The 19,063-nt window shown below is 72.7% G+C and carries 21 protein-coding genes; 12 read left to right on the forward strand and 9 right to left on the reverse strand.

Translation table 11 applies throughout. The features are described from left to right. The first annotated feature begins 65 nt into the window (after positions 1 to 65). On the forward strand, positions 66 to 1,313 hold the full coding sequence (locus ABZ948_RS26090; RefSeq protein WP_359763387.1) for a serine hydrolase domain-containing protein: 1,248 nt from the start codon (positions 66 to 68) through the stop codon (positions 1,311 to 1,313). Here the strand turns inward: ABZ948_RS26090 and ABZ948_RS26095 are convergent. Together ABZ948_RS26095 and ABZ948_RS26100 are read right to left on the reverse strand one after the other, a co-directional pair. Further along, positions 1,310 to 2,359 carry an acyl-CoA dehydrogenase family protein gene (locus ABZ948_RS26095; protein WP_359763389.1) on the reverse strand — a complete coding sequence of 350 codons (1,050 nt, stop codon included), beginning with the start codon at positions 2,357 to 2,359 and terminating at the stop codon, positions 1,310 to 1,312. The genes ABZ948_RS26090 and ABZ948_RS26095 overlap by 4 nt on opposite strands. Positions 2,360 to 2,476: 117 nt before the next feature. Then, positions 2,477 to 3,580, reverse strand: coding sequence for a substrate-binding domain-containing protein (locus tag ABZ948_RS26100; RefSeq protein ID WP_359763391.1), 1,104 nt, complete (start codon positions 3,578 to 3,580; stop codon positions 2,477 to 2,479). Positions 3,581 to 3,658: 78 nt separating this feature from the next. Here ABZ948_RS26100 and ABZ948_RS26105 point away from each other — a divergent pair, with 78 nt between their 5' ends. The 3 genes from ABZ948_RS26105 to ABZ948_RS26115 all read left to right on the forward strand — a co-directional run bounded on the left by ABZ948_RS26105 (position 3,659) and on the right by ABZ948_RS26115 (position 6,169). Next, on the forward strand, positions 3,659 to 4,096 hold the full coding sequence (locus ABZ948_RS26105; protein ID WP_359763393.1) for a MarR family winged helix-turn-helix transcriptional regulator: 438 nt from the start codon (positions 3,659 to 3,661) through the stop codon (positions 4,094 to 4,096). Positions 4,097 to 4,291: 195 nt separating this feature from the next. Further along, positions 4,292 to 5,182: a glycoside hydrolase family 19 protein gene (locus ABZ948_RS26110; RefSeq protein ID WP_359763395.1), complete on the forward strand. Its 891-nt coding sequence runs from the start codon at positions 4,292 to 4,294 to the stop codon at positions 5,180 to 5,182. Between the two features lie 78 nt (positions 5,183 to 5,260). After that, entirely contained in the window at positions 5,261 to 6,169 is a 909-nt protein-coding gene (locus ABZ948_RS26115; RefSeq protein ID WP_359763397.1) for an oxidoreductase, read from the forward strand. 17 nt (positions 6,170 to 6,186) lie between these two features. Here ABZ948_RS26115 and ABZ948_RS26120 read toward each other — a convergent pair whose 3' ends face one another. Next, a complete protein-coding gene (locus ABZ948_RS26120; protein ID WP_359763399.1) occupies positions 6,187 to 6,645 on the reverse strand; it encodes a pyridoxamine 5'-phosphate oxidase family protein in 459 nt (152 codons plus the stop codon). Between the two features lie 179 nt (positions 6,646 to 6,824). Further along, positions 6,825 to 7,196, reverse strand: coding sequence for a DoxX family protein (locus tag ABZ948_RS26125; RefSeq protein WP_359763401.1), 372 nt, complete (start codon positions 7,194 to 7,196; stop codon positions 6,825 to 6,827). A gap of 195 nt (positions 7,197 to 7,391) precedes the next feature. On the opposite strand from ABZ948_RS26125, the gene ABZ948_RS26130 reads away from it, so the two are divergent. Next, entirely contained in the window at positions 7,392 to 7,970 is a 579-nt protein-coding gene (locus tag ABZ948_RS26130) for a helix-turn-helix domain-containing protein (protein ID WP_359763403.1), read from the forward strand. Positions 7,971 to 8,175: 205 nt separating this feature from the next. Here ABZ948_RS26130 and ABZ948_RS26135 read toward each other — a convergent pair whose 3' ends face one another. Further along, complete coding sequence (locus ABZ948_RS26135; protein ID WP_359763405.1) at positions 8,176 to 8,565, reverse strand: tautomerase family protein; 390 nt, start codon at positions 8,563 to 8,565, stop codon at positions 8,176 to 8,178. 209 nt (positions 8,566 to 8,774) lie between these two features. Between ABZ948_RS26135 and ABZ948_RS26140 the strand changes: the two genes are divergently transcribed. Both ABZ948_RS26140 and ABZ948_RS26145 read left to right on the forward strand, forming a co-directional pair. Beyond that, on the forward strand, positions 8,775 to 9,167 hold the full coding sequence (locus ABZ948_RS26140) for a VOC family protein (protein WP_359763407.1): 393 nt from the start codon (positions 8,775 to 8,777) through the stop codon (positions 9,165 to 9,167). A 44-nt stretch (positions 9,168 to 9,211) separates the two neighbouring features. Continuing rightward, the gene (locus ABZ948_RS26145) at positions 9,212 to 10,291 is read left to right on the forward strand and encodes an adenosine deaminase (protein ID WP_359763409.1); all 1,080 of its coding nucleotides are present in this window, start codon (positions 9,212 to 9,214) and stop codon (positions 10,289 to 10,291) included. Here the strand turns inward: ABZ948_RS26145 and ABZ948_RS26150 are convergent. Both ABZ948_RS26150 and ABZ948_RS26155 read right to left on the reverse strand, forming a co-directional pair. After that, positions 10,273 to 10,788 (reverse strand): mycothiol transferase, encoded by a 516-nt coding sequence (locus tag ABZ948_RS26150; RefSeq protein WP_359763411.1) that lies wholly within the window; start codon positions 10,786 to 10,788, stop codon positions 10,273 to 10,275. The genes ABZ948_RS26145 and ABZ948_RS26150 overlap by 19 nt on opposite strands. A gap of 77 nt (positions 10,789 to 10,865) precedes the next feature. Next, positions 10,866 to 11,750 carry a LysR family transcriptional regulator gene (locus ABZ948_RS26155; protein ID WP_359763413.1) on the reverse strand — a complete coding sequence of 295 codons (885 nt, stop codon included), beginning with the start codon at positions 11,748 to 11,750 and terminating at the stop codon, positions 10,866 to 10,868. 117 nt (positions 11,751 to 11,867) lie between these two features. Between ABZ948_RS26155 and mgrA the strand changes: the two genes are divergently transcribed. Continuing rightward, positions 11,868 to 12,860: an L-glyceraldehyde 3-phosphate reductase gene (gene mgrA / locus ABZ948_RS26160; RefSeq protein WP_359763415.1), complete on the forward strand. Its 993-nt coding sequence runs from the start codon at positions 11,868 to 11,870 to the stop codon at positions 12,858 to 12,860. A 177-nt stretch (positions 12,861 to 13,037) separates the two neighbouring features. Here mgrA and ABZ948_RS26165 read toward each other — a convergent pair whose 3' ends face one another. Together ABZ948_RS26165 and ABZ948_RS26170 are read right to left on the reverse strand one after the other, a co-directional pair. After that, positions 13,038 to 13,325 carry a DUF1905 domain-containing protein gene (locus tag ABZ948_RS26165; RefSeq protein ID WP_359763417.1) on the reverse strand — a complete coding sequence of 96 codons (288 nt, stop codon included), beginning with the start codon at positions 13,323 to 13,325 and terminating at the stop codon, positions 13,038 to 13,040. A gap of 74 nt (positions 13,326 to 13,399) precedes the next feature. Continuing rightward, a complete protein-coding gene (locus ABZ948_RS26170) occupies positions 13,400 to 13,783 on the reverse strand; it encodes a nuclear transport factor 2 family protein (protein WP_359763418.1) in 384 nt (127 codons plus the stop codon). Positions 13,784 to 14,119: 336 nt separating this feature from the next. Here ABZ948_RS26170 and ABZ948_RS26175 point away from each other — a divergent pair, with 336 nt between their 5' ends. From ABZ948_RS26175 to ABZ948_RS26190, 4 genes are read left to right on the forward strand one after another with little or no spacing between them, the layout of a single operon-like run. Beyond that, positions 14,120 to 14,530 carry a hypothetical protein gene (locus ABZ948_RS26175; RefSeq protein WP_359763419.1) on the forward strand — a complete coding sequence of 137 codons (411 nt, stop codon included), beginning with the start codon at positions 14,120 to 14,122 and terminating at the stop codon, positions 14,528 to 14,530. 57 nt (positions 14,531 to 14,587) lie between these two features. After that, positions 14,588 to 16,918 carry an FHA domain-containing protein gene (locus ABZ948_RS26180; protein ID WP_359763421.1) on the forward strand — a complete coding sequence of 777 codons (2,331 nt, stop codon included), beginning with the start codon at positions 14,588 to 14,590 and terminating at the stop codon, positions 16,916 to 16,918. Positions 16,919 to 16,927: 9 nt separating this feature from the next. Then, complete coding sequence (locus ABZ948_RS40965; RefSeq protein ID WP_435857603.1) at positions 16,928 to 18,070, forward strand: hypothetical protein; 1,143 nt, start codon at positions 16,928 to 16,930, stop codon at positions 18,068 to 18,070. Further along, positions 18,067 to 19,062, forward strand: coding sequence for a serine/threonine-protein kinase (locus tag ABZ948_RS26190; RefSeq protein ID WP_359763423.1), 996 nt, complete (start codon positions 18,067 to 18,069; stop codon positions 19,060 to 19,062). The genes ABZ948_RS40965 and ABZ948_RS26190 overlap by 4 nt, the downstream gene beginning before the upstream one ends. Position 19,063 lies beyond the last annotated feature (1 nt).

Below are 19,063 nucleotides of genomic sequence, written 5' to 3' on the forward strand. Positions count from 1 at the left end.
CGAGTTCGGCGTCATCCGCACCAAGGGGCACCCCGGCCCCTTGGTGAACGGGAGGTACAGACACCATGAAGCAGCGGGCCGCACGGACCGTCTCGTACGCATTGGCGGTGGCGTTGTCGACCGGGGCCGTGGCCGTCGCCCCCTCCGCGCACGCGGCGCCGCCGCGGCACGGCCACGAGGCGACCCGGGCCGCCTTACGTGACCTGGTCGGGAAGGGCGGCCCGCCCGGAGCTGCCGTCAACGTCCGTGACGCCGAGGGGAGGTGGTTCGCGGAAGCGGGTCACGCGGACACCGCCACCGGCCGCGAGCGTTCCCCGGGCGACCACTTCCGAGGCGCCAGCATCACCAAGACGTTCATCGCCACCGTCCTGCTCCAACTGGAGGCCGAGCGGAGACTGAGCCTGGACGACACGGTCGAGCGGTGGCTGCCCGGCCTGGTCCGGGGCAACGGCTACGAACCGGACCGCATCACCCTGCGCCACCTCCTGAACCACACCAGCGGCATCGCCAACCACACCGCCGACCCGGCGTTCCTGCACGACGCCGCCGGCCCCGGATTCCCCGAGCACCGGTACGACACGCACACGCCCGACGACCTCGTGGCGATCGCGCTGAGACACCCGCCCGTGAATGAGCCCGGGGCGGCGCCCTCGTACTCCAACACCAACTACGTGCTCGCCGGGATGGTCATCGAGAAGGCGACGGGCCGCTCCTACGCGCAGGAGACCACCCGCCGCATCGTCCGGCCGCTGAAGCTGCGCGGGACCTCGTTCCCCGGCACCTCGCCCCACCTGCCGAAACCGCACCCCGTCGGCTACTCGCGGCTCCACCAGGACGCCCCGGACGCCCCCGTCCACGACGCCACCGAGCAGAACATGACCTGGCTGGGCGCGGCCGGAGACGTCATCTCCACCGGCGGCGACCTCAACCGCTTCCAACGGGCGCTGATGAAGGGTGAGTTGCTACCCCCGAAGCAGATGAGGGCGATGCTCGACGAGGTCCCGAGGGGGGACGGGTTCGGGTTCGGACTCGGCGTCGAGTTCGCGACGCTGTCCTGCGGTGTGGAGGTGGTGGGCAAGACCGGGCGGACCAACGGCTCCATGTCCGCCATGGTCGGCACCCGGGACGGCGAGCACCAGCTGACCCTCAACGTCAACGGGGACTGGCTGCCGGACCCGTCGCTCTACACCGATGTGATCGAGGCGGAGTTCTGCGGCGAGATCCCCGCCCGTACCGGCGAGCCGGCCCTGCCCCGGACCGGCGAGCGGGCTCTGCCCCCGACCGGCGATCCGGCCCTGCCCCGGCTCGGCTAGCCGGACGCCAGGGAGCCGAGGTGCGTCCGGCGTGCCTCGGCCGTCTGGCCCTGCACCAGCAGGAACAGCCCCTCGCGCGCCAGCCGCTGCGCCCGGCTGCCCAGGTCCATGGACCGGCCGCCCCCGGCCACGATCGCCGCGGTCGTGGCCGCGCGCATCACGTCGTAGGCCCGGGTCTTCACCGCCAGACGATCCGGCACGCACTCGTGCGGGACGGGGTGGTCGGCCAGTGCGTAGGCCTCCCGCCGGACCTCGTCGAGCCGGGCCCGCAGCGTCCGCGCCGGCTCCTCGCCCTCCGGGGCCCGCTCCACCAGGTCCAGCGCCGCGGACGCCACCCCGAACACGGCCGGACTGGTGTTGGCCGCTTTGGGCAGGTCGGCCAGGGCGAACTCCTCCTGCGGGGTGCGCAGCACGACGGACTCCTCCGGCACCCACAGGCCGTCCAGCTCCAGGGAGACCGTACGGGCGGCGGTGAGGGCCGCGAGCCGCATCGGCGCCGACGCGGACAGCCCCGGCTGCTCCCGGGCCTCGACGACGACGAACACGATCTCGGGCGTGTCCGTCACCCCGGCCAGCAGCATCACGTCGTTCAGACCCCACCCCGTGTACCAGGGCACCCTGCCCTCGAAGCGCCAGCCGCCCCGCTCGGGCACGGCCCGCACGGGAACCCGGGGAAAGCCCCGGACGTGCGCGTACGCGATGCCGGCCAGCAGCTCGCCGGTCGCCAGCGGACGCAGCAGCTTCTCCCGGACGGGCGAGTCGTATGTGGCGAGCAGCTTCACCGGCGTGTGGTGCTGTGTCTGCACGAACCATGTGGAGCAGCACGCCCCGGAGAGGATCTCCGCGGTCTCCCGCGCCACCGCCACGGGCGCGTCCGCGCCGCCGTACTCCTTCGGCCCGCCCACGCCGAGCAGCCCCGACCGTTTCACCGCCTCGACATGGCTCGCGGGCACACCCTCCTGGTCGACGCGCTCGGCGTGCGGGACGAGGAGGTCGTGCGCCAGGCGCCGGGCGCGGCTGACGAGAGGATGGGGTGTGGTGGTCATGGAGGAAATTGTCCCGGTCGGCCGGCGCGGGGTGTCGATCCGGGGGTGTGTCGTTGGTGCGGGAGGTGCAAGGACACCCGGACACCGAGAGGCCGAGGAGGCCTCGTCAAGGTCCCCTCAGGGGCGGGCGTCCAGCTCCGTGAGCACGTCGAAGTCGAGCCCGTCGGCCCGCGCCAGATAGATCCGCTGGCGCACATGGGCGTCGCGCAGGTGCAGCAGTCCGCGCGGGCCCTCGTACGACACCGCGCCCGCGGCCGCGCCGATCGCCGTCACGTCCAGCGTCCCGGCACGCCTCAGCAACGCGGCCAGCAGCAGCACGCCCTCGTAGCAGGACTCGCCGAGGCTGCCGAGGGCGGGCGCCTCGACGCCGTAGCGGGCGGCGTACTGTCCGTGGAAGTCGAGGGTGTCCCGGTTGGCGAGCGACGCGAAGAACCCGGCCGTGCTGTAGAGGTCCTCGGTGGCCGACGGGCCGCTCGCCATCAGCATGTTCTCGTCCATCAGCGTGCTCAGCCGCAGACAGCGCGCGTGCAGGCCGTACGCCGCGAAGGCCCGGTTGAAGCGCACCGCGTCGCTGCCGACCAGCAGCACCAGCACCGCGTCCGCGTCCGAGCGCTCGACGCGGCGCAGCACCGGCTCGAAGTCGTGCGTGCCGAGCGGGAGATAGGCCTCGCCGGCGACACGGCCGCCGGACGCGCGGGCGTACGCGCGGGCCGAGCGAGCCGTGTGCCGCGGCCATATGTAGTCGTTGCCCACCACGAACCACCGCCGCAACCCGCGCTCGTGTGCCAGCAGGTCCATCGCGGGCCGCAGCTGGTCGCGCGGGGTCTCGCTGGTCAGGAACACGCCCGCGGTGTCCTCGCCGCCCTCGTACAGCGCGGTGTACACGTACGGGACGCGGTGCGCGACCCGCGGTGCCAGTGCCTGGCGCACCGAGGAGATGTGCCAGCCGGTGACGCCCTGCACGACACCGAGGTCCACGAGCGCCTCGACCTGGGCGGCGACCTCGTGCGGCGCGCCCGAGCCGTCGACCGGCACCAGCCGCAGCTCCCTGCCCAGCACGCCGCCGTCCCGGTTGACCTCCTCGGCGGCCAGTCGCGCGCACAGTTCGCAGGTCGGCCCGAAGATCCCGGCCGGCCCCTGGAGCGGGAACACGAGGGCCACGCCGAGGACGGAGTCGTCGGCCGTGAACCACTCGGGCGCGGGGAGGTCGTGCCGGAACATGGCGTCATGATTCCGGCTCCACCGGACGAACTCCAGTGCGTCTCCTACGATGGACACCCCTCGGAGGCAAGGAGCAGGATGCCCACCCCACCCGCGCGTCGACCGGACGACCTGGTGCAGCTGCTGACGCGGGCCGAGCGGCTCGCGGCCCGCCGGCTGCAGGCCGTGCTGGCGGAAGAGGGCTGCTCGCTGGATGCCTGGCGGGTGCTGGCGCTGCTGTCCGACGGCGAGGGGCACCACATGACGGCGGTCGCGGAGGCCGCCTTCCTGCCGCCTCCGACCCTGACCAAGCTGATCGACCAGCTCGTCGACCAGAACGTCGTGCACCGCCGGGTCGACCCGTTCGACCGCCGCCGGGTCCTCGCCCGTCTCACCCCGCGCGGCCAGGAGTACTGGCAGCGCGTCGACCGCGCGGTCCGCGCCGGCTGGCCCGGACTCGACGAGGGCGACGACGACCTGCTGCGGTCCCTGCTGGACCGGCTCGCGGCGACGCTGGAGCAACAGGCCCGCGTGTGAGCCGCCGCGGGCCGGCGCGGGGATGACTGGTCTACACCCTTGACTGGTACAGACCAACGCGGTTGAGTGTGGCTCCGCAACCCCCCACCACGGCCGCGCCCACGCCGTGACCGGTCCGCCGGTGCGTGCGGTGAAGGCTCGGCTCCGCCCTGCCCTCGCCCGGGAGCGGCCGTGCCCCGCAAAGGAGTTGATCCCGTGTCGAGACGCCGTGTCTCCGCCGTCCTGGCCGTCCTCGCCCTCGCCGGCACCGCGCCCGTGCTCCTGCCCGCCACGAACGCCTCCGCCGCCGCGTGCTCCAGCTACCCGAACTGGGTGGCCGGGAAGTCCTACGCCGCCGGCGACATCGTCCGCTACACCGACGGCAAGGCCTACATCGCCGAACACGCCAACCCGGGCTACGACCCCACCATCAGCACCTGGTACTGGGAGCCGTACGCCTGCGACAGCGGTCCGGGCACGCCCGACGCGCGCTTCGTCGTCACCGAGGCGCAGTTCAACCAGATGTTCCCGAACCGGAATCCGTTCTACACGTACAGCGGTCTCACCGCGGCCCTGAGCGCCTACCCCGGCTTCGCCAACACCGGCGGCGACACGGTGAAGAAGCAGGAGGCCGCCGCCTTCCTCGCCAACGTCGGCCACGAGACCGGCGGGCTCGTACACGTGGTGGAGCAGAACACCGCCAACTACCCGCACTACTGCGACTGGAGCCGCCCCTACGGCTGTCCGGCCGGGCAGGCCGCCTACTACGGGCGCGGCCCGATCCAGCTGAGCTGGAACTTCAACTACAAGGCGGCGGGGGACGCGCTCGGCATCGACCTGCTGAACAACCCCTGGCTGGTGCAGAACGACTCGGCCATCGCCTGGAAGACGGCCCTGTGGTACTGGAACACCCAGACCGGCCCCGGCACCATGACCCCGCACAACGCCATGGTGAACGGCGCCGGCTTCGGCCAGACCATCCGCAGCATCAACGGCTCCCTGGAGTGCGACGGCAAGAACCCGGCGCAGGTGCAGAGCCGGGTGAACAACTACCAGCGGTTCACGCAGATCCTCGGGACGTCGCCCGGCGGCAACCTCTACTGCTGACACCGGACGAAGGGGCGTGCCGGGCCTGCTCGGCACAACCGGCGCACCGGCCCGCTCGGCGCGTGTGACACTTCGCCGATGGACTCACAGACGATCACCGCGGACGCCGCGGGCACCTGGAAACTGGGCGACCTGCCCGTCCGCCGGCTCGGCCTCGGCGCGATGCGGCTGACGGGCAGTGGCGCCTTCCACCACGGCACACCCGGCGACCGCGAACGGTCGATCGCCGTCCTGCGCAGGGCGATCGGCCTCGGCGTGAACCACATCGACACGGCCGCCTTCTACTTCTCCTCGCTGCGCTCCGCCAACGAACTCATCAACAGCGCGCTCGCGCCCTACCCCGACGACCTGGTGATCGTCACCAAGGTGGGCCCGTACCGGACGTACTCGGGGGAGTGGGGCACCTCGGCGCGGCCCGACGAACTGCGCGGGCACGTCGAGGAGAACCTGCGCCAGCTCGGCCGCGACCACCTGGACGTCGTCAACCTGCGCCGGATGCCGAAGTACGACTCGATCTCCGAACACTTCGGCGCCCTCGCGGAACTGCGCGACGCGGGCCTGATCCGCCACCTCGGCATCTCCAACGTCACGCCCCGCCATCTCGCCGAGGCACAGGCCATCGCCCCGGTGGTCTGCGTGCAGAACCGGTACGCCCTCGACCGGCCCGACCCCGGCACGGACGCACTCCTGCGCGTCTGCGGCGAGCAGGGCATCGCCTTCGTGCCGTTCTACGCCGTCGCGGGCGACGCAGGTGAGCACGGCGCGACCGCCGCCCACGACGAGGAGGTCCAAGCAGTGGCCCGGGCCCATGGCGCGAGCCCCGCGCAGATCCGCATCGCCTGGACGCTGCACCAGGGGCCGCACGTCCTCGCCATCCCCGGCACCGGCAACCCCGACCACCTCACGGAGAACGTGGCAGCGGCCGCGATCCGCCTCACCGGCGAGGAGCTGGAGCGGCTCGACGGACTGCGGGGGAAGGCCGGTTGAGCGGCGCGCCGAGCGTCCTAGGCCGTCCAGACCCCGTCCCGCATCAGATGCCTGCGCGGCAGCTCGTGCACCTCGCACCAGGCCTGGACCGCCCGTGGCCGGACGCGGAAGAAGGCGTACGACGCGTGGTCCTCGCGCGGATCCCAGCCGGTCTTCGCGCGGAACGCCTCGGCCGCCGCCGGTGGCACCTGCCCGGCCGTGAAGGTCTCCGCGTCACCGTCGACGAGCACGACGTCCCGGGTGTCCCCGAGGGCCAGTCGCACCCGGCGACCGTCCCGCAGGTTCCTGCCGGTGGGGTTGGTCAGCCGGGTGCACAGCCAGACGGCCTCCTCGTGCCAGACGAACCACAGCGGTACCAGGCACGGCACCCCGTCGGCGTCCGCCGTGGCGACCCAGATGTCGATCTCCCGCTCCAGCCGGTCCAGCACGTCGGCCTTGCGCTGCGCGGGGGTACGAGGAGGCTCAGTGATCTTCATGGCGGGGACGCTAGCGGTCACCCGGCCGTCGCGCCTCGGGCCTCGGACGTAGGCCCGGGGCCTAGGTACCTTCCGAGTTGAGGCCATCGACAAGGTCAAGGAATGACGGGGGCCGGCCACCCGCGACGAACAAGACACCCGACTCTCCGCGCCGGCTGCCCGGTAGCCAGGTGATGGCCTCACCGTCCCGACCTGGCCACAGCGAGCGCCCACACGATGTAGAGGGCGTTCACCACCAGCCGGGCCCCCGCCCCCACCGGTCGGTCCAGTAATCGGGGCCGGTCCGGCCGGGCGCGTCGCAGCGCGTCCACATGGGACACCAGATAGCAGGTGACGAGGACTGCGGCGGACAGGCCCCCGGCCGCCCGGGTGCGCGGAACCAGCACCAGCACACCCACCACGATCTCTGCCGCCCCGCTGGCGGCCACGAGGAGCCGTGGTCGGCGGAGCCAGGCGGGTACCAGCGTGCGGAAGTAGTCCGGGGCCAGAAAGTGCATGACCCCCGTGGCGACGAGAAAGACCGCCAGCCCGGCAGCAGCGATAACCTCCATGGCAGGATGCTCCGTTCACCCCGCGCCTGGACGCTTGAACAGAACGATCGCCGCGTCGTCTGCGCTTCCGCAGGCGAGGTGACGATGTTCGCCGAGTCCCACCCGTTCCGTGTCGGCTCACACCGTCCGCCGGCATGGAAAGTCGTGTTGCCGCTCGGTGGCCGCGCCGGAATCTTCCGGCCGGGACAGCCGGCCGTGGCTGCTCCTGGATTGATCGTCCCGCCCCAGCTGGCCCACGCGTGCGCGGTGACCTCCTCCTATGTCGCCCTGTTCGTCGACGCCTGGCTGCTGCCGTCCCGGCCGGAGCCGATCCTGCTCGGTGTGGACGAGGTCCGCCGCCTGCTGGCGGCGCTCGGCAGCACCGGTTCCGACGGACCCGACACCGGCGTGGACCTGGCCGCCGGATACGCGGAGCTGCGGGCACTCGCCGGACGCCCAGCCACACTCGATCCGCGGGTCGCCCACGCGGTCCGCCTCTGCACGTCGTGTGATCCGGACATGACCCTTGCCTCGGTCGCCGAGGAAGTCGGTCTGTCGGCCCCGCGGCTGCGCGCCCTGGTCGCGCGGGACGTGGGCATCACGCTCACTCGCCTGCGCCGCTGGGGCCGCCTCCGTGACGCGATCACCAGCTTGCCGGGCCAGACCGCCGCCCTCGCTGCGGCAACCGCGGGCTTCGCCGATCAGGCTCACCTCACCCGTACCGCCCGGGACTTCACCGGGCGCACACCTTCGTCCCTGCGGTGCCCCGCACCCTATGGTTTCCGGGAGGACTGACTTGTCCGCGGACGGTGTCCGCATCCCCGGGGGAGTCTGGATCGTCACGGCGACGCGCGAGCGTATCCCTGCCGGCGCGTGACGGCCTGAGCGCTGCTTCGGCACGTCCGAGTCCCCGAGGTCCCCTGAGCGCGGAGCGTCCCCCAGGTCCCCCTGAGCGCGGAGTGCCGTCGCCGCCCTCGGCGCGTTCCGACTCACCCTGCGATCACGCCCCTTCGAGGTACTGCGCCACTCCCTCCCCGAGCGACCAGTCGGCCGGTTCGTTCTCCGTCAGGACGACGAACACGTTCCGCGGCTCGGTGCCCGCGTACGCCTGGGCGAGTTCGGCGATCCTGCGGTACAGCGCCCGCTTCTGCGCGGGCGTGCGACCTGCGCGCAGCGTGATCGCGACGTAGACGATGCCGTCGTCGCGACGCACGCCGAGGTAGTCGTCGTACCGCAGGGTGCCGCTCGTGCCGTCGTGGTCCACGAGGACCTGGAATCGGTCGTCGGGCGGGATGCCGATCGTCTCCGTCAGGGCGTCGTGGACGGCGCGGCCGAGCGCGGCGAGGCGCTCGGGCCCGGCGCGGAGCGTGTCGATGCGGATGAAGGGCATGGGGCTGGAGCCTCCGGGATGTCGTGTGCGGCGCCGGGATGTCGTCTGTGGCGCCGGAATGTCGTCTGTGGCGCCGGTGAGGATGTCGGCGGTGCCGTCCTCGAGCTGAGTGTACATACTAGTAGTTACAGAAGTTGACGAACCTGGTTGGCATCCCAGCCGTTTTACGTATAACCTCTCCCGCTAACCCCGCGCTCCGAGAGGTCCCGATGAGACGTATCGCCCTGGTCACCCTCGTCGTCGACGACTACGACGAGGCGATCCGCTTCTACACCGAGGCCCTCGGATTCCGGCTCGTCGAGGACGCCCCCCGGCCCGACGGATCCCGCTGGGTCGTCGTCGAACCCGGCGCCCCGGGAGCGGGCACCGGCCTGCTGCTCGCCCGCGCCAAGGGCGAGGCCCAGGCCGCCCGGGTCGGGGACCAGACCGGCGGGCGCGTCGGGTTCTTCCTGCACACCGACGACTTCGCCCGCGACCACGCCCGGATGGCCGCCGCCGGCGTGACCTTCCTGGAGGAACCGCGGCACGAGCCGTACGGAACCGTCGCCGTCTTCCAGGACCTGTACGGCAACCGCTGGGACCTGCTCCAGCCCGCCGGCTGACCCGGCTCGCCCCCCTTGAACCGCTGCCCAAGGAAAGACCCGCCATGACTGCTACGCGCGTAGACAGCGAAGTGATCCGTCGCCTCCCGAAGGCCGTCCTGCACGACCACCTCGACGGCGGCCTGCGCCCCGCCACCGTCGTGGAACTCGCGGACGCGATCGGCCACCCCCTGCCCACCACCGACCCCGACGAGCTCGCCGCCTGGTACTACGAGGCCGCCAACTCCGGTGACCTGGTGCGCTACATCGCCACGTTCGAGCACACCCTCGCCGTCATGCAGACCCGCGAGGGCCTGCTGCGCACCGCCGAGGAGTACGTGCTCGACCTCGCCGCGGACGGCGTCGTCTACGGCGAGGTGCGCTACGCCCCCGAGCTGAACACCAAGGGCGGGCTGGCCATGGCCGAGGTCGTGGAGACCGTCCAGGAGGGCCTGGCGGCGGGCATGGCCAAGGCCGCGGCCGCCGGGACGCCGGTGCGGGTCGGCACGCTGCTGTGCGGGATGCGGATGTTCGACCGGGTGCGCGAGGCCGCCGACCTGGCCGTGGCGTTCCGGGACGCGGGTGTCGTCGGCTTCGACATCGCCGGCGCCGAGGACGGCTTCCCGCCCGCCGACCACCTCGCCGCCTTCGAGCACCTGCGCCGCGAGAACGTGCCGTTCACCATCCACGCGGGCGAGGCCCACGGCCTGCCCAGCATCCACCAGGCGCTCCAGGTGTGCGGCGCCCAGCGCATCGGGCACGGCGTGCGCATCACCGACGACATTCCCGACCTCGCGGCGGGCAAGCTCGGCCGGCTCGCGGGCTGGGTGCGCGACCGGCGCATCGCGCTGGAGATGTGCCCGACGTCCAACCTCCAGACCGGCGCCGCGACCTCCATCGCCGAGCACCCGATCACCGCGCTGAAGGACCTCGGCTTCCGCGTCACCCTCAACACCGACAACCGGCTGGTGTCGGGCACCACGATGACCCGCGAGATGTCCCTGCTGGTGGAGCAGGCGGGCTGGACCGTCGAGGACCTGCGCACGGTCACGGTGAACGCCCTGAAGAGCGCGTTCCTGCCGTTCGACGAGCGGAACGCGCTCATCCGCGACGTGGTCCTGCCCGGCTACGCCGCCGCGCTCTGAAGCAGCCCCTTGAGATAGGCGGCCTGTCCGACGTGCTGGAGATCGTCGGACAGGACGCTGACCAGCCGTACGCCCAGGCTGACCGGCGGGTCCCAGCGCTCGTCGACGATGCGCTCCAGGTCCTTGGCGGCCAGGCCGCGCAGGGCGTCCAGGCTCTGCGCGTGCACGGCGTCGTAGTAGCCGGTCAGCAGATCGCCCGAGTCGACCTTGACCTTGGCGACCTTGGCGGGGCTGTGGCCGTAGCCCGTGTCGTGGCGCGGCAGGCCCAGGCCGAAGCGCTTCTCCCAGTCCTGGGCCAGCCACACCTGTTCCAGGCCGAAGGCGTCGGCGATGTGGTCGTCCTGGACACGGGTCAGGTGCCAGACCAGCCAGGCGATGGAGTTGGTGTCGGGGGAGGGGCGGGCGGCCAGTTCGTCGGGCCCGAGCCCCTCGACGGTGGCGTGGACTTCTTCCCGGATGCGGTTGTAGCCGTCGATGAGGATGTCCTTCGCATGCATGGCTCCACCATCGCGCATCGGCGCGCCGCGTGCGCTCCCGCTCACGCGAGTGCATCGGCGCATCGCGTGCGCCCCGGTCACGCGCCGGTGGTCTCCAGCAGCCCCATCAGCGCGCGGGCCGCCGGGCTGGTGGCCTGCCGGGGCGGCAGCAGTGCCACCGTCTCGTAGACCGCCTCGCCGGTGCCCTTCACCGGCAGCGCGGTCAGGGAGGCGCGCTTGTGCGCGAAGTGCCGCGGCACGACGGCGACACCGAGGTTCTCGTCGACCAGGTCGAGCAGCGTGTGCACGTCGTTCACCTCCAGGGCGACGGTCCGCCGGACGCCCGCCGCCGCGAACACCGCGTCGGTGGTGCGGCGCGGACCCCAGTCCGGGTGGAAGTCGACGAACACCTCCCCGCCGAGCTCCTCCGGCGTCACGGCCGCGCCCGCGGCGGCGAGCCGGTGGCTGGAGTGGCACAGCAGCGTCATCGGCTCGCTGGTCAGCGGCACCGACCGCAGCTGGTCGCTGTCCTCCTGGATCCGCACGGCGAACGCCAGGTCGAGCCGCCCGGCCGCGACCTCCTCCGCGAGCGCTCCCGACCCGGCCTGCCGCAGGCAGATCTCCACATCCGGGTGACGGTGCCGGAACGCGGCGAGCAGCCCCGCCACGTGCACCCCGGCGATGCACTGCTCGCTGCCGAGCGCGAGCATGCCACGCAGCACGCCCTGCACCGCCGCCACCGCCTCGTGGGCCGAGCGCACCTGCGCCAGGATCCGCTCCGCCTCGCCGAGCAGGGCCCGGCCGGCCGGGGTGAGCGTCACCCGGCGGGTCGTGCGCACGAACAGCGGTGTCTGCAGCTCCCGCTCCAGTGCCCGGATGGAGGCCGACAGGCCCGACTGGGACACCAGGAGGCGTTCGGCCGCCCGGGTGAAGTGCTGGTCCTCGGCGACCGCGACGAAATGCTGCAAGTGGCGCAGTTCCATGACTGAGAAGCGTAGCCGCTGAATTCCATCGGATTCTTCTGTTGGACGCATGGGCGCAGGTCACGCCAGAGTGGACACCGGCTTCCTCCCGACCGTGCCAACCCCTCTGGAGTCGCGTTGTACACCGCACACCCCGACCGCTACGCGGACATGCCCTACCGGCGCACCGGACGCAGCGGCCTGAAGCTCCCCGCGCTCTCGCTCGGCCTGTGGCACAACTTCGGCCCGGACCGGCCCGTCGAGACCCAGCGCGCCATCCTGCGCCGCGCCTTCGACCTCGGCATCACCCACTTCGACCTCGCCAACAACTACGGCCCGCCGCCCGGCGCCGCCGAGTCCGCCTTCGGCGAGTTCCTGAAGGCCGACTTCGCGCCCTACCGCGACGAGCTGGTCATCTCCACCAAGGCCGGCTACCTGATGTGGCCCGGCCCGTACGGCGAGTGGGGCTCACGCAAGTACCTGCTGTCCTCGCTGGACCAGAGCCTGAGCCGGATGGGCCTGGACTACGTCGACATCTTCTACTCGCACCGCCCCGACCCGGACACTCCGCTGGAGGAGACCATGGGCGCGCTGCACTCGGCGGTGCAGCAGGGCAAGGCGCTGTACGTCGGTGTCTCCAACTACTCCGCCGAGCAGACCCGCGAGGCCGCCCGCATCCTGGGCGAGCTGGGCACCCCGCTCCTCATCCACCAGCCGCGCTACTCGATGCTGGACCGCCGCCCCGAGGACGAGGGCCTGCTGGACGCCCTCGACGAGCTCCAGGTCGGCTCCATCGTCTTCTCCCCGCTGGAGCAGGGCCTCCTCTCCGCCCGCTACCTCGACGGCATCCCCGAGGGCTCCCGGGCGGCGAGCGACAGCCCGTTCCTCCAGTCCGACGCCGTCACCGAGGAGCTGGTGGGCCGGCTGCGCGATCTGAACGACATCGCCAAGACGCGCGGCCAGACGCTGGCCCAGATGGCGCTGGCCTGGGTCCTGCGCGGTGGCCGGGTGACCTCGGCGCTGGTCGGCGCGAGCAGCCCGCAGCAGGTGGAGGACAGCGTCGGCGCCATCGGCAACCTGGACTTCGACGCGGACGAGCTGTCCCGCATCGACGCCATCGTCCGGCAGTAGCCGCATCGTCCGACAGAGAGCCGCCGCGTGTGCCCGGGGGAGTGCGCCCCCGGGCACACGGGCTAGGGGGTGTCCGCAAAGCCCCGCCTGCCCCGCGACGCCCGGCACGCCGAGAGCACGCACCGAACGCCGCAGGGCCCGCCCTCCGGGCGAACGACGCGACTGTGCGGACACCCCCTAGGACCTGATCCGTTCCTCCAGGCGCACGGTCACCGTGTCGCCCTCCGCCTTGCCGATGGCCTTGCGGACATCCGCCTTCACGGGCAGCTTGTGCGTGCCGTCGCCGAGGGCCATGAACGAGCTGCGGAACGGATGCCCGTCGATCGTCCCGCGGACCTTGACCAGGCCGCGGGTGCCGAAGAAGGCGACGGACTCGGGCCAGACCAGATAGGTCCAGCCGCCCTCGGCGGGGCTCTTCTGCAGGACGGCGGTGAACTCGGCGTCCAGTTCTCCGGTCGGGGCCATGACGTCCTCCTGTGCTCGGCGGTCTCCCACACGGCAGACCGCCGGGCACCGGAAAACTCATCGCGGACCCCGGCTCACGCCCCGGCGGGCGCCCGGTCCAGGAACCCCAGCACGGCCTTGATCCGCCCCTGCTCGTCCAGGGTGATCACGTCCGACCCGGCCACCGGCGCCGAACCGTCCGCCTCGCTCACCAGCTCCCACGAGAAGCGCGCGGTGTCGTGGTGCCCGTCGACCGCACCGGCGAGCCGGAAGGCGAACCCCGGGAACTGCTCCCGGGCCGCCGCGATCACCGCGGCGATCCTCTCGTGGCCGCTGACGTCGGCCAGGGGGTCGGTGTAGCCGCCGTCCGGGGTCCAGGCGGCGGCGACCGCCTTCTCCCGCGTCGCCGGGTCCGGGGCGTTCCAGGCCTCGAAGTAGCGGGCGACGGCGTCCTCGTGACGACGGTCGGGTGCGGACATGGCGATCAGCCTCCAGAAAGGTCATACCTGCTGGTCGGGGGCCGGATCACCGCTCGCGGCGAACCCGGCGTGAACCACCCTGCCCGGGCCCGCCCGAACCGTCGATTACCTCCCGGGTCATGCCCCTCGGCGACCGCCGCCACGTTTCGGCCAACTCCGGGCGTGAATATGCCAGGAGAGTGGCCGGAAAGTCGTGGTGACAGTGTTTCAGTAGTGAACATACTGACCTGCGAGAGCGCTTTCACATCCAGCGACGGCGCCCTCACGCACAGCACGCGAGCCGCGGGAGCAGCGAGTCCGGGCCGGCAGACGGGCAGGGCGACGGGGGAGGGTCACGTGCACGACGAGTTCCTGTGTCACGTCACGGCGTACGGAGTCTGCGACGGCCGCCGCATCGGAGTACCCCTCGGCACCTACCGGGCCCCCACCCTCGCCCTCGCCCTGTGGTGGCTGCGCGACCGCGCCTCCTGGATCGCCCAGCGGCTCGACCCCCGGCCGGACGCCGAGCACTTACCGCCGGGCGCGCTCGTGCCGGTCGCCGACACCGTGCCCGACGTGCCCGCGCTGCTGCGCGCCTGGTGCGCCGACCCCGCCCAGCAGGAGCGGGTCGCCGAGGAGTTGGCGGCCGGCCGGCTGGTGCGCATCGCCACCAGCGACGACACCACCGAGTACGAACTCCTCGCCGAGTCCGTCGACGCCCTGCGGATGCAGCGCACGGCTCCCGTCCTCGGCATCCCCGTGGCCTGACCGGCCCTCACGCGCTCACGGAGGCGCACACCAGGGCAAATCGGTAGAATCTTGGTCATGGCGCAGCCGTCGGTAGCACCAGAACTCGTCCTGGAGACCGAGACGGGCTCCACCGTGATGATCCCGGGCCGCGACTACCACGTAGGACGCGACCCGATGAGCGACATCGTCATCGACGACGACCGGGTCTCCTGGCACCACGCGGTACTGCGGCCCGAGGACGGCCACTGGACCATCGAGGACGAGAACAGCACCAACGGCACCTACGCGGACGGCCGCCGCATCCACGAGTGGGACGTAGGACCCGGCAGCGTCATCCGCTTCGGCAACCCCGCCGACGGACCCCGTGTGGTCCTCCTGGGCCGCCCCGCCCCCACCCCGGAACGCCCCTCCGCCGTCTCCATGCCGGCCATGACCGGCACCTACCGGCAGCCCACGACCGTACGGCCGCTGCCCACCCGCACCATCCGCATCGGCCGCGCCACCGACAACGACCTCGTCATCGACGACCTCGTGGTCTCCCGCCGGCACGCCGAACTGCGCGCCCTGCCCGACGGCACCTACGAGATCACCGACCTCGGCAGCCACAACGGCACGTACCTCAACGGCCGGCCCGTCACCTCCGCCCCGGTCGCCCAGGGCGACATCGTCGGCATCGGCCACTCGGCGTTCTGCCTCGTCGGCGACGAACTCCAGGAGTACGTCGACACCGGCGAGGTCTCCCTCGACGTGCAGGACCTCGCCGTCGCCGTCGACCGAGGGCGGAAGACCCTGCTCGACCACGTGTCGTTCCCGGTGGGGGAGAAGTGCCTGCTCGCCGTCGTCGGCCCGAGCGGCGCCGGGAAGTCCACGCTCCTCAACGCCCTCACCGGCCAGCGCCCCGCCGACCACGGCACCGTCCTCTACGACGGCCGCGACCTCTACCGCGACTACGCCGAGCTGCGCCAGCGCATCGGCCTCGTCCCGCAGGACGACATCCTGCACGCCCAGCTGACCGTGCGCAAAGCCCTCTCCTACGCCGCCGAGCTGCGCTTCCCGCAGGACACCGCCAAGGCCGAGCGGCGCGCCCGGGTCGACGAGGTCATCCGCGAACTCGGCCTGGAACAGCGCGCGGACCAGCCCGTGCACAGCCTCTCCGGCGGCCAGCGCAAGCGCGTCAGCGTGGCCCTGGAGCTGCTGACCAAACCGTCGCTGCTCTTCCTCGACGAACCCACCTCCGGACTCGACCCCGGCATGGACCGCTCGGTGATGCACATGCTGCGCGGCCTCGCCGACGACGGCCGGACCGTCATCGTCGTCACCCACAGCGTGCTCAGCCTGGACGTCTGCGACCGGCTCCTCGTGCTCGCGCCCGGCGGGAAGATCGCCTACTACGGGCCGCCCGAGGACGCCCTGCCGTACTTCGGCTTCGAGCAGTGGCCGGAGGCCTTCGAGTCCTTCGACCGGGACACGGACCGGGCCTGGGCCGAGGAGTACCGCGCCTCGCCCTTCCACGGCCGGTACGTCGCCGACGCCTCCGCACAGCCCCAGCTGCCCCGGTCCGAGCCCGTCGTCATCACGGCGCCGCCCCGGCCGCGCAGCCGGGCCGCGCAGCTCGGCACCCTGGTCCGCCGGTACGCGTCCGCGCTGAGCGCCGACCGCACCTTCCTGATCATCATGATCGCGCTGCCGTTCGTGATGGGCGTGATGGCGCGGGCCCTGGCGGCCGGCAAGCTGACCTTCGACACGGCGATGAACACGCTGCTCATCCTGTGCGTCGGCGCGGTGCTCACCGGCGCCGCCAACGCCGTCCGCGAACTCGTCAAGGAACGCGTGATCTACCAGCGGGAACGGGCGGTGGGCCTGTCCAGATCGGCGTACCTGATGTCCAAGGTCGTCGTCCTGGGCGCCGTCACCATCCTCCAGGCGGTGGTGCTGACGCTGGTCGCGCTGCTCGGCGTGGACCTCGACGCACCCGGCGGCGAGGGCGTGCTGATGCCGCCCCTGGTGGAGATCACCGTCGCCGTCGCCCTGCTGGCGTTCACGGCGATGATGCTCGGGCTGCTCGTCTCCGCGCTGGTGCGCAAGGAAGAGGTGACGATGCCGCTGCTCGTGCTCATCGCCATCGTCCAGGTCGTCTTCTGCGGGGCCCTGCTGAAGCTGGACGGCGTGCCCGGGCTGGAGCAGCTGGGCTGGCTGGTGCCGGCCCGCTGGGCGCTGGCGGCGATGGCCGGCACGGTCGGGCTGGCCAGGATCGTGCCGGACGACCTGACCAAGGACCCCCTCTTCGAGCACTCGGCGGGCACCTGGCTGCTCGACGTCGGAATGCTGCTCGTGCTGTCGGCGCTGTTCGGCTTCCTCGTGTCCCGGCTGCTGCGCCGGCACGAACCGGCCGTGATGCGGAAGTAGGGAGCCGCCATGACGACTCCCGGCTTCCGGCCCACCCACGTCGTGCCCCAGCACGGGATGCCCGCCTGGGAGGAGCCCGACCCGGCCCGGCCCACCGTCGACCTCGACCCGCTGCTGCCGGTGCAGCTGCTGGAGCGGCAGGGCGACTGGGGGCACGTGCTGTGCTTCAACGGCTGGTCCGCCTGGGTCGACGGGCGGCGCCTGGTGGCGGTGCCGCAGGACCCGCCCGCCGCGGACGGGCCGCTCACCCGCGCCGCGGATCCGCGTCCGCTGCTGAGCCGGGCGCAGGAGGCTCTGGCGCGCTACCGGTCGGCGGTCGAGGACCTCGCGGGCGGCCTGGACCGGGAGTCCTTCCGCGCCCGCACCCGCGGGCTGCGGATCGGCGTGGTCGTCGACGGCGAGTCCGTGTGGCTCTACGACGCCGCGCACGGCCACTGGGTGTACGCCGACGGCACCCGCCTGACCACGTACGCGACGGACGAGACCCCCCGGGCCGACCCGGAGCCGTCCCGCCGGGCCGAGGCGCCCGCGCACCCACCGACGCGGGTGGTCCCCGAGGAACCGCCCCGCTCCCAGCCGGCACCACGCCCGGCACAGACCACCGGCCCCGGACAGAACGCACCCCCCGGGCCGACCCGCGCGGCGCCTCCCGAGGCTCCCGAGCCGACCCGAGTTGTGTCCCCCGAGGCTCCCGAGCCGACGCGGGTCGTGTCGTCCGAGCCCGCCAGGCCTCCCGAGCCGACGCGGGTGGTCTCGCCGGAGGCGCCGGGGCCGTCGGGGGGCGCGTCCTCCGAGGTGCCGGAGCCGACGCCGGCCGTGCGGCCCGGGGCCCCCGAGCCGACCCGGGTCGTGTCGTCCGAGCTGCCCAAGCCCCCCGAGCCCACCCGGGTGGTCTCTCCCGAGGCTTCGGGGCCGTCGGACGCCATGCCTGCCGAAGCCCCCGAGCCGACCCGGGTCGTGCCCCCTGAGGGGCCCGAGCCCACCCGGGTCGTGTCTCCCGAGCCCCCCGAGCCCACCCGAGTCGGCTCTGCCGAAGCTCCGGAACCTCCCGAGCCCACGCGGCTCGTGGCGCCGGAGGACGTCGAGGAGGCGGGGCGTCCGGGGGAGACCGCGCCCACTCGGGTCGTGTCGCCCGAGGGTGACGTCCGTTGAGCCGCGAGACGAGCGTGTTCTCGGGGCGGCCCTCCGAGCTGATCGGGCAGCAGATCGCCGGGTACCGGATCGAGCAGGAGATCGGGCGCGGCGGCATGGCCGTCGTCTACCGGGCCCGCGACCTGCGTCTGGAACGCACCGTCGCCCTCAAGCTGCTCGCCCCGGAACTCGCCCGCAACGACACCTTCCGGCGCCGCTTCACGCACGAGTCCCGCGCCGCCGCCGCGATCGACCACCCCCACATCGTGCCGGTGTTCGAGGCGGGCGAGACGGACGGCGTCCTCTACATCGCCATGCGCTACGTCGCCGGCAGCGACCTGCGGCACGTCCTCGACCGGGAGGGCCCGCTGCCGCCCGCCACCGCCGTGCGCGTCGCCGCCCAGGTCGCCTCCGCGCTCGACGCCGCCCACGAGCACGGCCTGGTGCACCGGGACGTCAAGCCCGGCAACATCCTGGTCTCCCGCGGCACCGACAGCGACCACCCCGAGCACGTCTACCTCACCGACTTCGGCCTCACGAAGAAGTCGCTGTCGCTGACCGGCTTCACCACGGTCGGCCAGTTCGTCGGCACCCTCGACTACGTCGCCCCCGAGCAGATCTCCGGCAAGCCGGTCGACGCCCGCTGCGACGTCTACGGCTTCGCCTGCGTCGTCTACGAGACCCTGGCGGGTCACCCGCCCTTCCGCCGGGACGACGACATGGCCCTGCTCTGGGCCCACCAGTACGACGACCCGCCGCCGCTGACCGAGGCCCGGCCCGGCATCCCCGCCCAGGCCGACCCCGTCTTCGCCAAGGCCCTCGCCAAGAGCCCCGACGACCGGTACCCGTCCTGCCTCGACTTCGTGGCCGCCCTGCGCGCCGCGACGACCGGCGGCGTGGCCGGGATCGCCCCCACGCCCCCACCGGGGGACCGGCAGCGGCCGGGCCCGGGGGAGGAGCGGCCCAAACCGCCCCCGCGCTGGGCCGAACCGGTCTTCCTGCCGAGGCCGTAGC

It is taken from the genome of Streptomyces olindensis, assembly GCF_040645895.1.
Classification (GTDB): Bacteria; Actinomycetota; Actinomycetes; order Streptomycetales; family Streptomycetaceae; genus Streptomyces; species Streptomyces olindensis.

Coding starts and splice junctions, on each gene's coding strand:
- ABZ948_RS26090 (WP_359763387.1), top strand. CDS start 66: ATGAAGCAGCGGGCCGCACGGACCGTCTCGTACGCATTGGCGGTGGCG.
- ABZ948_RS26095 (WP_359763389.1), bottom strand. CDS start 2,359: ATGACCACCACACCCCATCCTCTCGTCAGCCGCGCCCGGCGCCTGGCG.
- ABZ948_RS26100 (WP_359763391.1), bottom strand. CDS start 3,580: ATGTTCCGGCACGACCTCCCCGCGCCCGAGTGGTTCACGGCCGACGAC.
- ABZ948_RS26105 (WP_359763393.1), top strand. CDS start 3,659: ATGCCCACCCCACCCGCGCGTCGACCGGACGACCTGGTGCAGCTGCTG.
- ABZ948_RS26115 (WP_359763397.1), top strand. CDS start 5,261: ATGGACTCACAGACGATCACCGCGGACGCCGCGGGCACCTGGAAACTG.
- ABZ948_RS26120 (WP_359763399.1), bottom strand. CDS start 6,645: ATGAAGATCACTGAGCCTCCTCGTACCCCCGCGCAGCGCAAGGCCGAC.
- ABZ948_RS26125 (WP_359763401.1), bottom strand. CDS start 7,196: ATGGAGGTTATCGCTGCTGCCGGGCTGGCGGTCTTTCTCGTCGCCACG.
- ABZ948_RS26135 (WP_359763405.1), bottom strand. CDS start 8,565: ATGCCCTTCATCCGCATCGACACGCTCCGCGCCGGGCCCGAGCGCCTC.
- ABZ948_RS26140 (WP_359763407.1), top strand. CDS start 8,775: ATGAGACGTATCGCCCTGGTCACCCTCGTCGTCGACGACTACGACGAG.
- ABZ948_RS26145 (WP_359763409.1), top strand. CDS start 9,212: ATGACTGCTACGCGCGTAGACAGCGAAGTGATCCGTCGCCTCCCGAAG.
- ABZ948_RS26150 (WP_359763411.1), bottom strand. CDS start 10,788: ATGCATGCGAAGGACATCCTCATCGACGGCTACAACCGCATCCGGGAA.
- ABZ948_RS26155 (WP_359763413.1), bottom strand. CDS start 11,750: ATGGAACTGCGCCACTTGCAGCATTTCGTCGCGGTCGCCGAGGACCAG.
- ABZ948_RS26165 (WP_359763417.1), bottom strand. CDS start 13,325: ATGGCCCCGACCGGAGAACTGGACGCCGAGTTCACCGCCGTCCTGCAG.
- ABZ948_RS26170 (WP_359763418.1), bottom strand. CDS start 13,783: ATGTCCGCACCCGACCGTCGTCACGAGGACGCCGTCGCCCGCTACTTC.
- ABZ948_RS26180 (WP_359763421.1), top strand. CDS start 14,588: ATGGCGCAGCCGTCGGTAGCACCAGAACTCGTCCTGGAGACCGAGACG.
- ABZ948_RS40965 (WP_435857603.1), top strand. CDS start 16,928: ATGACGACTCCCGGCTTCCGGCCCACCCACGTCGTGCCCCAGCACGGG.